The organism is bacterium, assembly GCA_013360215.1.
Classification (GTDB): Bacteria; CLD3; CLD3; order SB21; family SB21; genus JABWCP01.
Window position 1 is genome coordinate 172,530 of sequence record JABWCP010000004.1, and the last position, 13,270, is coordinate 185,799.

15 protein-coding genes are annotated in these 13,270 nt (G+C 41.7%); 9 read left to right on the top strand and 6 right to left on the bottom strand.

The window, feature by feature from the left end:
* Positions 1–18 precede the first annotated feature (18 nt).
* From HUU58_04130 to HUU58_04165, 8 genes are all read left to right on the top strand, one after another.
* Positions 19–630: a sugar transferase gene (locus tag HUU58_04130; protein NUN44848.1), complete on the top strand. Its 612-nt coding sequence runs from the start codon at positions 19–21 to the stop codon at positions 628–630.
* Positions 631–706: 76 nt separating this feature from the next.
* Positions 707–1,318, top strand: a complete 612-nt coding sequence (locus tag HUU58_04135; protein NUN44849.1) for a hypothetical protein — start codon at positions 707–709, stop codon at positions 1,316–1,318.
* Between the two features lie 60 nt (positions 1,319–1,378).
* On the top strand, positions 1,379–2,947 hold the full coding sequence (locus HUU58_04140; GenBank protein NUN44850.1) for an amidohydrolase: 1,569 nt from the start codon (positions 1,379–1,381) through the stop codon (positions 2,945–2,947).
* 9 nt (positions 2,948–2,956) lie between these two features.
* Positions 2,957–3,721 (top strand): acyl-ACP--UDP-N-acetylglucosamine O-acyltransferase, encoded by a 765-nt coding sequence (gene lpxA / locus HUU58_04145; protein NUN44851.1) that lies wholly within the window; start codon positions 2,957–2,959, stop codon positions 3,719–3,721.
* A 248-nt stretch (positions 3,722–3,969) separates the two neighbouring features.
* Positions 3,970–4,920, top strand: a complete 951-nt coding sequence (locus tag HUU58_04150) for a curli production assembly protein CsgG (GenBank protein ID NUN44852.1) — start codon at positions 3,970–3,972, stop codon at positions 4,918–4,920.
* Positions 4,921–4,928: 8 nt separating this feature from the next.
* Positions 4,929–5,219: a hypothetical protein gene (locus HUU58_04155; protein ID NUN44853.1), complete on the top strand. Its 291-nt coding sequence runs from the start codon at positions 4,929–4,931 to the stop codon at positions 5,217–5,219.
* A complete protein-coding gene (locus HUU58_04160) occupies positions 5,216–5,578 on the top strand; it encodes a DUF4810 domain-containing protein (protein ID NUN44854.1) in 363 nt (120 codons plus the stop codon). Before HUU58_04155 ends, HUU58_04160 begins: the two co-directional genes overlap by 4 nt.
* Entirely contained in the window at positions 5,575–6,306 is a 732-nt protein-coding gene (locus HUU58_04165) for a DUF799 family lipoprotein (GenBank protein ID NUN44855.1), read from the top strand. Before HUU58_04160 ends, HUU58_04165 begins: the two co-directional genes overlap by 4 nt.
* A 51-nt stretch (positions 6,307–6,357) precedes the next feature.
* On the opposite strand, the gene HUU58_04170 is transcribed toward HUU58_04165, so the two are convergent.
* From HUU58_04170 to HUU58_04190, 5 genes are all read right to left on the bottom strand, one after another.
* Positions 6,358–6,567 carry a heavy-metal-associated domain-containing protein gene (locus HUU58_04170; protein ID NUN44856.1) on the bottom strand — a complete coding sequence of 70 codons (210 nt, stop codon included), beginning with the start codon at positions 6,565–6,567 and terminating at the stop codon, positions 6,358–6,360.
* Positions 6,568–6,598: 31 nt separating this feature from the next.
* A complete protein-coding gene (locus tag HUU58_04175; protein NUN44857.1) occupies positions 6,599–8,980 on the bottom strand; it encodes a copper-translocating P-type ATPase in 2,382 nt (793 codons plus the stop codon).
* A 260-nt stretch (positions 8,981–9,240) separates the two neighbouring features.
* Positions 9,241–9,792, bottom strand: a complete 552-nt coding sequence (locus HUU58_04180; protein NUN44858.1) for a GNAT family N-acetyltransferase — start codon at positions 9,790–9,792, stop codon at positions 9,241–9,243.
* A 44-nt stretch (positions 9,793–9,836) separates the two neighbouring features.
* Positions 9,837–10,346 (bottom strand): GTP cyclohydrolase, encoded by a 510-nt coding sequence (locus HUU58_04185; protein ID NUN44859.1) that lies wholly within the window; start codon positions 10,344–10,346, stop codon positions 9,837–9,839.
* Positions 10,347–10,374: 28 nt separating this feature from the next.
* On the bottom strand, positions 10,375–10,776 hold the full coding sequence (locus tag HUU58_04190; protein NUN44860.1) for a DUF3592 domain-containing protein: 402 nt from the start codon (positions 10,774–10,776) through the stop codon (positions 10,375–10,377).
* 100 nt (positions 10,777–10,876) lie between these two features.
* Between HUU58_04190 and HUU58_04195 the strand changes: the two genes are divergently transcribed.
* The gene (locus HUU58_04195) at positions 10,877–11,530 is read left to right on the top strand and encodes a dihydrofolate reductase (protein ID NUN44861.1); all 654 of its coding nucleotides are present in this window, start codon (positions 10,877–10,879) and stop codon (positions 11,528–11,530) included.
* A gap of 338 nt (positions 11,531–11,868) precedes the next feature.
* Here the strand turns inward: HUU58_04195 and HUU58_04200 are convergent, their stop codons facing one another.
* Positions 11,869–12,912, bottom strand: coding sequence for an oxidoreductase (locus HUU58_04200; GenBank protein ID NUN44862.1), 1,044 nt, complete (start codon positions 12,910–12,912; stop codon positions 11,869–11,871).
* Positions 12,913–13,270: the final 358 nt, after the last annotated feature.

Sequence of the window (13,270 nt, forward strand, 5' to 3'; positions counted from 1 at the left end):
ATTTGCATTTAAGTTTATATGATTCGATGGTTTGACATAACGGTTTCACTAATTGCTATATTTTTTACCGTACCTTTGTTTATGGTGTCATTGTGTTTATCAATGTGCTTTATTGGTTTTCCTCCGTTTTACGTATCTAAGCGTAGAGGTTATATGGGCAGGGATTTTAATCATGTTAAAATTCGAACCATGTTACCCGGGCCACAAATCGGGCGGGTATTTTTTGAGTTAAATCGTATCAATCGTGTGGGATGGTTTTTGAGGATTAGCCATCTTGATGAGCTACCTGATTTATTTCATATTTTAGTTGGTCAAATGAGTTTTGTCGGACCAAGGCCGCTTATGCTGCAAGCGTTAGAAGCACACAAAACAAAAATTCGGGAAAATGTTAAACCCGGTTGGACAGGTTTAGCTCAGGTGCAACTATTGAAAAAAGGTGTTTTGAGTAAAGAGTTGCAAGAAAGGTTGGACATTATATACGTCGAAAAAAGAAGTTTTGTATATAATCTCAGAATAATATTTGCAACATTTAGGTATGCCGTTTTAGGCAAGAAAATCGATATTAACCCAAACACTACAAATGCACGTATTCAATTTCAAAAAAATGGATTTAAATATCATAAAAAATAATGTTTCCTCGAAAAATTATTTAATTCTACTCGTGCTTGTATCCTGCCAGCATCCCGGGGTTTTATTTGACCAACCGATGCCGGTTCAAGCGAGTGCGAAATTTAGTTTTCCGGATGCATTACTTGGGCGGTGGTCTGCTTTTTTGCCGGATACCGCATATAATCCCGGTCCTCCGATGCGTGTAGTGCATTCAACAACAAATCTGGTCATTTCATCAAAACTCATGTACACGCAAGCGCAAACAATTTCCGAAGGTCCGATTATTTTTTTAGATACTGTAGACGGAGGGAAATATAAGAATAGAAAATTGCTAGATGAGGAATTGAAAAGCATCGGTGGAAAAATGGATTTTTTACAAGACCGCTTTCGTTTTTTTACAGAGTTAAACGATACATTATTTGTCATAGATACGATCAATCATTTGCGCAAATCCGATCATTATTGGGTACTCAATCGTAGAGATGCCCATCATAAAGCTTGGATATTGGGTTGGATGTACCTTCGCAATGATACTTTAGATTTTATGTATCCGACGCGTGCCGATAGCTTAAAAATCACCAAACATGTGAGTTCAAACAATGTTCGTATTCGCAATGACGGGTTTATAGAGCTACATGTATCCGATAGTGTATTCAAACAACTTCTTGATTTGGATTGGAATAATCGAAAATTCTATGTACGGCAGTAGGATAAACTCCTTCTTCATAATCCCATTGTAGCTTAACGAATATCCGCTATATTTCTTCATATGATAAAATTATTTTATAACGGAAAAATATATACTGGCGAAAAGAGTCAGCCTTTCTGTGAAGCCATTGTTGTCAGCGGCGGAACGATCGTCGCAACCGGTACGAACGAAGAGATGCGTTCGGCTTTTCCTTTTGCACAGCGCATTTCATTGGACGGAAAGCCGGTTTTACCTGCCTTTACTGACAGCCATACTCATTTTTTGTCACACTGTTTACAACAAGCACAAATTGATTTGAGTGGTTTGACATCGGTCGAAGCCTGTCTGAATGTCATACGGCAAAAAGTAGCGACCACCCCGGAGGGAGCTTGGATCAAGGGCAAGGGTTGGAATCAAAATCTATGGTCACCTGCACACTATCCGACAAAAGAACAACTCGATAGTATTACCCGTCAGCATCCCATCGCACTAGATGCCCGCGACTTTCATTCGCTGTGGGTCAATTCGCTTGCTCTAGCCCAAGCTGGTATCAACGAACAGACAGTGTTTAGTGGTGCCGGAGAAATATGTAAAAATGAAAACGGGCAGCTTACCGGTATTATCAAAGAAGATGCGCGCACATTGGTATGGAAGATCATGCCGGAAGATACGGCCGCGCAACGAGCAGAGGTATTGCGCAATTCGCAAACATTGGCATATAAAAACGGTTTAGCCGGTGTGCATTGCATGGAAACCATGCCTGATTTTGAAGCCTACCAATCTTTGCATCGGGACAGAGCGCTTCAGCTACGCGTTTGTTTTTATCTTCCAATACGATATCTCGATACGATGGTCGAATCCAAAATCAAAAGCGGGTTCGGTGATGCCTATTTCCGGTTTGGTGGGATGAAAATTTTCATGGACGGCACACTGGGATCACAGACTGCACATATGTTGGAGCCTTTTGAGAATTCGGAAAATTATGGAACTGAAATCACGACGCAGGATGCGCTCGACGCATACGTTTTAAGAGCAGCTGAATATGACATAGCCTGCGCGATTCATGCCATCGGAGACAGAGCGAATCGCAAGGTGTTGAATGCATTTGAAAAAACGCAGGGGCTGTTCCCGGATAAAAAATTAAGGCAACGGATCGAACATGCTCAAATCATTCATCCTGATGATATACAACGTTTCGCTCGGAGTGGAACTATTGCTTCGATGCAGGCCATACACATACCTGAAGATATTGATGCGGCCAACCGGTATTGGGGCGCCCGTGCTCGATGGGTATATCCTTTTCGTAGTTTGCTCCAAAGCGGTGCAACGATTGCCTTGGGCTCTGATGTACCGATCGAAACGTGCAATGTATTCGAAGGTATGACAGCCGCTTTATGCCGAACTCGCAGGACTTCCGATGAGGTGTGGTACCCGGAAGAACGCATGACGCGTGAAGAAATTATTTATGCCTATACCGTAGGAGCCGCATTGGCCAGCGGGGAAGAGCATATAAAAGGTACGTTATCACCCGGTAAACTGGCTGATTTTATGGTGCTGTCGCAAGATATTTTTTCCGTACAGCCCGAGAAAATTGCCGGCACCAAAGTACAATCTATGGTGATCGGTGGTAACGTCGTATATGAAAGTTGATTTCTTGATATGATACATCCTACAGCTCTGGTTTCCGAATCGTTAGATACATCCATACAAGTCGGCGCGTATTCGATCATTGATGATGGCTCACAAATCGGAAAGCATACCATAATTCATAATCATGTACGTGTTACATCATTTACGGAGATTGGTCAGGGTGTAGTAATTCATCAGGGTGCGGCACTTGGTGGTGATCCCCAAGACCTTAAATTCGGTGGGGAGTATTCAACGGTAGAAATCGGTGATGAAACCGTGATTCGCGAGTATGTAACGATTAACCGCGGAACCGGTGCGAACGGAAAAACAAAAATCGGTTCACATTCGTTGATTATGGCGTATGCGCATGTTGCGCATGATTGCACGATCGGCGATCATGTTATTATTTCAAATGCCGTAAACATGGCAGGGCACGTACATATCGAAGATTATGCGGGTATCGGCGGGATGGTACCCATACATCAGTTTTGTCGTATCGGTCGTTATGCGTTTGTCGGCGGGGGATTTCGGGTCAATCAGGACGTTCCGCCCTATGTGTTGGCTGCCGGGGAACCGTTACGTTTTTCCGGTTTAAACTATGTCGGATTACGACGCAACGGTTTTTCTGAAGAACGAATTAAAGTCATAGATAAAGCTTACTTTATCTTATATCGCCAAGGCCTGACACGTCGTGATGCGTTAAAAAAAATACACGATGAATTTGACACTAATCCGGATGTACTAAACATCATACAATTTGTAGAGACATGCGAGCGAGGATTGATAAAACCTTAGGGATGTCATATAAGGTTGTTAAATCAATTGATTATTTTCTAAATTTGTTTAGATTAAATCGGTTTTAGGGAAAACTGATTTTTAGGGAAATTGGGGTTGAGGGAAAATATATGGGGTTTTTAATAAGCATCGTCGTTGCCTTTCGTTCAATCACAAAAACGGTTTTAATTCCAAAGATAATATATTGTACCAAGATACATTATCGAATTTTTCTATTCACGTACGTAATTAGATAAACAGAGGTGTCTATGAACCGAACATCGATTCTTTTAGTAATCATTGGTGTGCTCCTATTGCAATCCTGCGCAACGGTAGGGCCGCCAACAACCAGAACCATTAAAACAAAACCTGCGGTGGTTGCGGTTGAGTCTACAGTACCTGTGCGATCGCTAAAACGCAAAGTTGCTATAGCGCGTTTTTCCAACGAAACAAAATATGGGCAGGGTTTCTTTTATGATCCGACCAACGACCGTCTCGGAAAACAGGCAATGGATATACTTTCTTCTAAGCTCACGGCAACTGAGAAATTTATCATGCTCGAACGCGTTGATTTGGATTATCTGAGCAAAGAAAAACAGATGAATAATCTCACTCAACTAAACATCCCTGCTGATTATTTGATTCTGGGTTCTGTCACCGAGTTTGGTCGCAAGAACACGAGTGATGTTGGTGTGTTTAGCCGCACTAAGAAACAGGCGGCGTACGCTAAAGTATCCATCCGATTAGTTGATGTGTCAACTGGCCAGATTGTATATTCAGAAGAAGGTGAAGGTGAAGCCTTTTCAGAAAGTCAGACGACTATGGGTGTGGGCAATACGGCAGACTATGATGCGACTCTGAATGACAAAGTTATATCAGCCGCGATATCCAAACTCGTTAACCGCATAGTAGAAAATCTTACCGATAAACCTTGGCGTTCGTATATCTTGTCCTACGAAAAAGGAAGTTATTTTATTTCCGGAGGCGAAATGCAAGGTATTCGAGTCAATGATACCTTCACTGTATTTCAGCGCGGAAGTAAAGTTAATAATCCACAAACAGGAATCATGATCGAATTACCGGGAAAACCGGTGGGCCAACTCAAAGTTGTATCGTTAATCAAAGGAGATATTACTACAGAGCTTGCTATTTGTCAAAAAGTTGATGGTGAAATCCCTGAGTCCGAATTTAAAGATTATTATTTACAAGAAAACCAATAAGGAATCCCATGAGATCTATCATCGCGTGCGCCATAGTTCTTTTAGTTGTGTCCTGCGGAGGATACAATGAGGGAGTGGTGCTTAAAGCCGAACATGCCTATCTCGTTTTTAAAGGTGATACAACGGCCGTAACCGTATCTGTGGACGGCGGTACAGCGTTCGCACTTGATGCTGAAACTCAGCGTTATCAGATTAAACCCGGAAAACACGAAGTAAAAATATACAGAAACGGGAACCTTGTTCTTACCAAAACAGTGATCCTCGATAATCAAATAACAATGGAGATTGAAATACCATGAAGAAATTAAGTATTCTGATCATTACTGTTTTGATGTTTACAGTCGGTTGTACACCTACACGCACGACCATATTTTATTGGGGCAATTATTCATCGGCTCTTTACAAATACAAAAAAACACCGGACGAATCCACACGTGCGGCCTATAAATCGGCACTGAAGGAAATTCTTGATAATGCCAAGAAAAAATTCAAAAAAATTCCGCCAGGAGTTCATGCGGAATACGGGTACGTTTTAGCTCAAGAAGGTGATATAGTGGGAGGACAGGAGTATTTTGGTAAGGAATTGCAGTTATACCCTGAGTCGAAAGAATTTGTCGCCAAATTGCAACAAGAAATCAGTCGAGGAAATCAACAATGAAAAAATATATTACCATTGGATCATTATGCATACTTATGATGAGCTGTGCACCAATGATCAAAAAACAAGAATTTGCGCCCAAAATGTATGTGGAACATCCGGTCACTATTTTGGTTTTGCCTCCGATCAATAAATCAACCGCGGCTGATGCTAAAGAATATTATACGACAACGGTTGCTGAGCCGCTGACCAATAGCGGCTATTATGTGTACCCGCTGGAAGTCGTAAATGATATTCTTAAACAAGAAGGTCTATTTGAAACAGAATCTTATGCTCATATTCCGCCGCAGAAATTTAAGGATTTTTTTAATGCGGATGCCGTACTATATGTTACCATTTTGCAATGGAATACGAGCTATTATGTTACCGGTGGAAATGTAAGTGTAAAGGTTGCATGTGAATTAAAGTCCACAAAGACCGGAGAGGTTCTTTGGTTTTACGATGATGTCGTAGTGGTAAACACGAGTGGCGACAGTGGTGGAAACGGAGGATTAGCCGGGTTTCTCATTCAAGCAGCGACTACAGCCATCAAAACGGCAACACAAGATTATGTCCCCCTGGCTAAAGAAGTCAACCAGAAAATTTTTCTAGCTATGCCGTATGGTAAATACCATCCGCAATTCAATAAAGATGGTCAGATGGAGGTTGTCAAAAAAGGTAACGTTAAAAGTCCAACCTCACGACCGGTAAAATCTACCGGATCCAAAAGCACTACGAAAGCAAAATAATTGTTTTGATCATTTGTAAAAGGGGTGATTAATCACCCCTTTTTTTATTTTTTATGCTTTCTCTATCGTAAAACCAGCTTGTCTTACCTTTTCAAAAATCATTTCCTCATTCGGTTCAGAGCCCTCTACAGTCAAAAATCGTTCCTGTGATTGGAGATCCACATGCCATTTTTCGATCGTTTTTTCACTGTCAAGATGCGGCGTTACCGTCGCGACGCATCCCCCGCATTTGATATTGGTTTTAAATTTAAAAGTCATGATGTGTTCCTTTAATAGTAATTTAATATAAAACTTATCGCTTAGCCGCGAGGCGCAAGCTATTGGTAACAACAGATATGGAACTGAACGCCATCGCAGCGCCGGCGATCATCGGATTGAGTGTAAATCCAAAAAATGGAAACATCAAACCGGCGGCGATGGGAATACCGATGATATTATAAATAAAAGCCCAAAAAAGATTTTGTTTGATCGTAATCACGGTTGATTTAGATATTTGCATTGCTGCGGCAATATGCTTCAAATCCGAATTCATGAGTGTTATCTTGGCCGTATCCATCGCAATATCACTCCCGCGGGCCATCGCTAAACTCACATCCGCCAAAGCCAAAGCTTCCGCATCGTTGATGCCGTCACCGACCATGGCGACCACTTTTCCTTGAGCTTGTAATGACTTAATATATTGACCTTTCTCATGTGGCATTACACCGGACCGAACTGTACTTATACCGGCTTGTTTGGCTATATATTCTGCACTGATACCATGATCACCGGTGAGCATGTGCACTTCTATCCCCAAACGGTGAAGTTCGGTTACGGCCGCTGCGCTCGAGGGTTTTATCGTGTCGGCGATGGCGATCACAGCTAAAACTGATTTTTCGTCAAAAAAATAAACCACCGTTTGCGCTTTATTAATCATGTTTTGTGCTGATATCTGAATCGTATCAATAAAGGGAACATGCAGTTCATTGACCCACGCCTCGCTGCCTACATAATATCGGTGGTCGTTGACCGAAGCCGACACACCGCGACCGGGTGTATTTTGGAAATCGGTGATGATGGGGTTATCGTTAGATTCCATTTTCAAGTGACGGACAACCGCGCCGGCCAAAGGATGATCCGAGCGTGACTCCATAGCAAACAAGATAGAGGTGAAGGTATCCTTATTTGTTTCAGGTGACCAAACTATATCCGTAACCTTAGGTTTTCCTTCGGTGATCGTGCCTGTTTTATCTAAAACAACAGTATCAACACGATGGGCTATTTCTAAACTTTGTGCATCGCGTATCAAAATCCCGTGAGAAGCAGCTTTACCGATGCCAACCATTATTGCTGTCGGTGTAGCTAATCCGAGAGCACAAGGGCACGCAATGATCAATACTGTAACGACGGCAAGCATAGCACGTGTCAGAGCAGGTTCCGGTCCCAACACATACCAGAGCATACCGCTCATCAGCGCGATCCCGATTACCACTGGAACAAAAACAGCCGCAATACGATCTGCTGTTTTTTGAATAGGCGCTTTACTTCCTTGCGCTTCCTGTACGGCCCTGATTATTTGCGACAGCAGAGTTGCTCGACCGACTTTTTCAGCTTGGATCGTCAAACTTCCGTTTTGGTTGATCGTTCCTGCAAAAACTTTCGAAGAAGATTTCTTTTCGACAGCGATCGGTTCGCCGCTGATCATGCTTTCGTCAACAAATGAATTTCCGTCTGTAACCATACCATCCACGGCGATTTTTTCACCGGGTCGTATAATCACTAGTTCTCCGATCTGAACATCACGAACTGGAATTTCTAATGTATTTCCATCCCGCAGAACACGAACTGTTTTGGGCTGTAAACCCATAAGTTTTTTGATAGCGCTAGTGGTTTTGTTTTTAGCACCTTCTTCGAGCCATCGGCCAAGTAATATTAAGGCGATGATGACAACGGCGGCTTCATAATATACATCGGCGTGCAAACCTTGCTGATGAAAAACATGAGGAAAGAGAGTATTAAAAAGAGAAAAAACAAAAGCTACGCCGGTACTGAGAGCTACCAAAGTATCCATATTGGCAGTACCATGACGCGCTTGTTTGAACGCATTGATATAAAAATCACGACCAGCCCAAAACAAAACCGGAGCTGATAAGATCAAACTGATCCAGTTTCCCCAAGTCCATGTATTGTGAAAAAACATCCCTATGGTAAAAACAGGTAATGACAACAGAATGGCTACAAGCATTCGGAGACGAAGTTCATTATAACGCTTTTTTTCAGCTACTTCGATTTGATCGGCATCGTTTTCCATATCCCCGCTGATATCGTATCCGATCTGTTGCAGCACTTTTTTCATTTCAGCGACATTTATACGATCGGAAGCGTATTCGACAAATACCGTTTTGGCAGCAAAATTTACCTGCGCATTAAAGATACCTTCTTGGGAAAGCAACATAGATTCGACACTAGCCGCACATGCTGCGCACGTCATGCCCTGCACGCCTAAAGTTTTTTTAGTGTAGTTAACACCATATCCGAGATCTGTTATTTTTCGGATAATCGTATGGATCGAAACAATGTCGTTATAGAAACAAATTATGAGACGGTGATTTGCAAAATCGACATCCGCTTTCTGCACACCATTGAGCTTACGCAGTTCATTTTCGATAATACCGGCACAATGCGAGCTATGCATTCCCGATAACGATAATTCATGCGTGATGGATTCAGATGTTTTGGATTTCGCAGCTGCAGGTTGTAAAACCTGAAGTTGCAGAGATTTTGGAGAGGAGCTATTCATTTTTAAATACCGGTTGAATAAAATAATCTGCCATAATATACGGCGGTGATAAAAAAAACCGTTATATCTGAATGGAAATTTGTTATATCTAATTGGCTACAAAAAATAGGCAAAACTCAATCGGAGGGAATTCGAAGAGCTACTACAATATTAAATCAAAGTTGTTTGGCGTCGCGTATGGCAAGCCACGTTGACTTTGTTATTTCGTATACGAAGTCCAATTTTTTGGATTCGCCATAATACGCTGTTTCCCGCTCTGCAATTTTTTGTGCTCCTAATTTGGTAATCGCATTTTGCGATCGCACATTGACTGCACCGATAAAAAACTGAACCGCTTCAGCAAAAGTAAATGCATGATCCAGCATCAGTGTTTTGAGCGCGCGGTTATAAGTGGTACCCCAATGATCGCGTGCAATAAACGTATAACCGATTTCGATGGTTCGTGTTTCTGCATTCCAATTGCAATATCGTGAACTGCCAATAACTTGACGTGTTGTCGCGTCACAAATCAAAAAAGCGCCCCCGGATTCCATAGCCCCGCGAAAATAATTTTCAAAAACATCTCTTTTATACCGGTCTTTATTAGGGTGTTGTTCCCAAATAAGCGGATCACTGGCGACGGCATAAAGCGCATCAAAGTCTTCGTACTGCAATGGCCGCGCGTAGATTCGTTCATTGTGGAGTGTGGGTTGTAAGAAAGGTGTCATAGTTACAGTATGTGTTTAGTTTTGATTTTTTATTGATGTTTTTATCAAAAAACAACCGGATGCGAGCTGCTGACGATAATCCCGTGCTGCGTTAAGGTTTGGACTTTATCCGCATTATCAGTAATCAAGCAAATCGAAGATACGCCCAGATCGCGTATTATTTCAGCTGCACTCCGAAAGTCTCGTGCATCTCGATTAAATCCGGCCGCTTCGTAGGCCTCGCCTTGCGGCATGCCTTGTTGTTTGTATTTTTTGCTTTGCATCAAAGCGTAGTGCCCGTTTCCTTTTCCTTCTTGTTCAAGCCAGATCACTAACCCTTTGCCGGCTTTTTCGATCAGTTTTTGTGAAATTTGCATTTGTTCACGGCAATCACATTCCATACTGTTGAAAGCATGGCCATATAAACAAGACGAATGTACACGACACAGAATGTTTTCTCCGCGCACATCTCCCATGACCAAAGCAATACTTTCTTTTTGTCCGTCATAATAAAGATATTCATGGTATGCACCGTACAAAGTTTTAATGGTTCCTTCTGCAAGCCGAACAATCATGGTTACTCTTTCAATTCATTACTAAAATTCAAATTTTACGTTCGAGCAATGGGAAAACTGTACCGATAATCAAAAAAACAGAACCGACAATACCCAGCATCATCGGTATAAACCACTTTTCCAAAAAACTATCAATCATCGCTTCTTCGGGTTTATCTCGTTTGTATAAGACAGATACCGTCTGATGTATTTCAAAACCCGGACTGGATCGGTAAAGAGAACTTTCATGTTGATAAGATTTGCCATAGGCGAAGTATTCGACCACCGGTGCATATGTGGTGTTTTTGCCGGGCCTGCGTGATTCGCGAAATCTTACCACTGTTCCTTCGACTTGATCGCATTCGGCGATAAAATTTTGTTTTCGTCGTACTAGATAATATGCGATGCCAAGTAAAGTCAAGCTGACAAATTGAAAAATGTATGTTTCCATCTGTTGATTTGGCCTTAGCGGTTTTGGATTTTGTTTCAATCAAGACTTGACAATAAAAACAAATTTACCTCAATTAATTAAAATTCAAAGGAAGAAAAATATGTCTAAAATACGTGTAGAAAGTTTCACTATATCATTGGACGGATTCGGTGCGGGCATAGAGCAGACGATGAGTAATCCTATGGGGGTGGGCGGACAAAATCTGCATCAATGGGCGATACCGACAAAAACATTTCAAAAAGCACTGTTTGGTTCCGATAAAGGCACTACAGGAATTGATGATAAATTTGCAACACGAGGTTTTGATAATATCGGTGCGTGGATACTGGGTCGAAATATGTTTGGACCTATTCGCGGCGAATGGCCTGACATGTCGTGGAAAGGCTGGTGGGGCGAAAATCCTCCGTATCATGTTCCGGTGTTTATTTTGACACACTACCCGCGTCCGTCAATTACGATGGAGGGAGAAACCGTATTTCATTTTGTTACAGGTGGCATCCATGAAGCGCTGGATATGGCGCGTCAAGCGGCTAAGGGAAAAGATGTGCGTATCGGGGGTGGTGTGCAGACCATACAGCAATATCTCCGGGCCGGGTTGATTGATGAAATGCACTTTGCCATCTCGCCTGTTTTTTTAGGTCGCGGCGAGCGGTTATTTAGCGATGTGGATTTGGTTGCTTTGGGTTATCGCTGTATAGAATGTACTTCCACAGAAAAAGCAACGCATGTCATAGTTCAACGTCAAAACCAATAGACGTGACGGTTAATTAAAATTCGGTTCTATTTCATAGTTATCAATGACTTCTTGGTTGAATCAATATGTGTTCAAAAGACGAGATAGTGATTCGATAACTATGTTATTGATAATTATGAGACCCTGATATATCAAAAGACTCTTTTCCAGTTCTCTTTGCGGCTTTGCGAGAAAATATATGTACTCGCTAAGGCGCTAAGGCGCAAAATTATTTATGATCTCATAATTGAAACTATATGTGTTTTAAAGGCGAGAGAATGCTTAGTTGACTAATTATGCGACCATTAATAATTAACTATTAGTCAAAATTTTTTTGTCTGTTATGCAACTTGTAAATCCTAGATACCCAAATTCAATTTTCCCACACGCCCGCTGTCTCCAGCGGCCCATATGGTTTTGCTGTACAAACCGGCATCGGCCGTATGAAAACCCGTATCGCCTAAAAAGTTCCAAGTCATTCCTGAATCGTAAGAAATATCCGAACCATTAGGTCCTACAGCGATCAATATTTTATCTGTCAACCAAAGTATGGAAGATCGAAAGCCCTGAGGTAGTTTGTCGTTTACGATTTGCCAGGTAATACCTTGATTCGCGGTGAAAGCAAGTGAGTTCGTATTGTTCTTTTCATCTTTGAAGTCTCCGCCGCATACCACTCCTTTTTTTTCATTATAAAAAGCGATAGAAAAAATTCCTGAGGTACCATTGGAGTGTGTGATTGGTGTTTCTGAATATCGCCAGTTTTTCCCACGATCATTTGACGAAAGTACGCGTGCCGCATTGACGCCGCTCCCTATCCATACCATCGAATCCCCGTACGTCGTAATGCATGTCCCGCTTGCAGCAAACGCCCCTTCACCGGAAAGCGCTAACGGCGCTTGTTGAGATGGAAAGCGGTTCCAACTAGCTCCTCCGTCGTGTGTAGATACGAGTATCCAGCGGCCATTCACCGCATCGCTGACGGCGATACCCCCCTGTGAGTTCCAAAACGCAAAAGCATCAAAAAAAGCCGTTGTATCCGTGTTTAGAAATTGTAGTTGCCACGATTTTCCACCATCGGTTGTCTTGTAAACACGTGATTGACGGCCGTAACCTATGGATAAAACATAAGCCTCATCGGGGCCAAACGCTTCAATATCCCGAAAATCAAGAGAATCAGAATCCGGAATATTTATTTTCTCCCAAGACAAACCTCCATCGGTCGTTCGAATGCAGGTCCCATGATTACCGCTGGCCCACACGACTTGCTCAGAGACGGCGCTTATTCCTCTTAAACGTTCTTTAGTTACGGCCTCCTGTATAATCCAAATATTTTTTGACTTGGGCGCGCATCCGTCTAATAAGGCTACAAAAAAGTAGAAAAATAAGGTTTTGTTTTTTTTCATACGTTTTGCAAAGGTTTTTCAAATATGACTAATTTATCTCCGTAGGAATAACCTCAATCTATATCCTTTGAGGAAGCAATACAATGAACATTCAGCTGCATTTTATTAATAGGTTTAATTAATATTTTTACCCGTTATGTTGGCTCCGTGGATGATAATTTCCGGGACATAATAAATATGTAGGTATAAATCATTAGACAAATTCGTATCAATTCAGTACAATTATGGAGTATTTCATATAAAAATTCTAAATTTGATACAAGGTTTCTTTGTATTTATTGGGTTTATGGTTGGCATGTAAAATGCCAGTTTATAAAAGCTTTTATTGAACTTAGTTAGAACCTTTTTTTATAAAAAC

Excerpts from the sequence above, each read along its gene's own strand:
- HUU58_04130 (NUN44848.1), top strand. The coding sequence starts at position 19 with ATGATTCGATGGTTTGACATAACGGTTTCACTAATTGCTATATTTTTT.
- HUU58_04135 (NUN44849.1), top strand. The coding sequence starts at position 707 with ATGCCGGTTCAAGCGAGTGCGAAATTTAGTTTTCCGGATGCATTACTT.
- HUU58_04140 (NUN44850.1), top strand. The coding sequence starts at position 1,379 with ATGATAAAATTATTTTATAACGGAAAAATATATACTGGCGAAAAGAGT.
- lpxA (NUN44851.1), top strand. The coding sequence starts at position 2,957 with ATGATACATCCTACAGCTCTGGTTTCCGAATCGTTAGATACATCCATA.
- HUU58_04150 (NUN44852.1), top strand. The coding sequence starts at position 3,970 with ATGAACCGAACATCGATTCTTTTAGTAATCATTGGTGTGCTCCTATTG.
- HUU58_04155 (NUN44853.1), top strand. The coding sequence starts at position 4,929 with ATGAGATCTATCATCGCGTGCGCCATAGTTCTTTTAGTTGTGTCCTGC.
- HUU58_04160 (NUN44854.1), top strand. The coding sequence starts at position 5,216 with ATGAAGAAATTAAGTATTCTGATCATTACTGTTTTGATGTTTACAGTC.
- HUU58_04165 (NUN44855.1), top strand. The coding sequence starts at position 5,575 with ATGAAAAAATATATTACCATTGGATCATTATGCATACTTATGATGAGC.
- HUU58_04175 (NUN44857.1), bottom strand. The coding sequence starts at position 8,980 with ATGCATAGCTCGCATTGTGCCGGTATTATCGAAAATGAACTGCGTAAG.
- HUU58_04180 (NUN44858.1), bottom strand. The coding sequence starts at position 9,792 with ATGACACCTTTCTTACAACCCACACTCCACAATGAACGAATCTACGCG.
- HUU58_04185 (NUN44859.1), bottom strand. The coding sequence starts at position 10,346 with ATGATTGTTCGGCTTGCAGAAGGAACCATTAAAACTTTGTACGGTGCA.
- HUU58_04190 (NUN44860.1), bottom strand. The coding sequence starts at position 10,776 with ATGGAAACATACATTTTTCAATTTGTCAGCTTGACTTTACTTGGCATC.
- HUU58_04195 (NUN44861.1), top strand. The coding sequence starts at position 10,877 with ATGTCTAAAATACGTGTAGAAAGTTTCACTATATCATTGGACGGATTC.
- HUU58_04200 (NUN44862.1), bottom strand. The coding sequence starts at position 12,912 with ATGAAAAAAAACAAAACCTTATTTTTCTACTTTTTTGTAGCCTTATTA.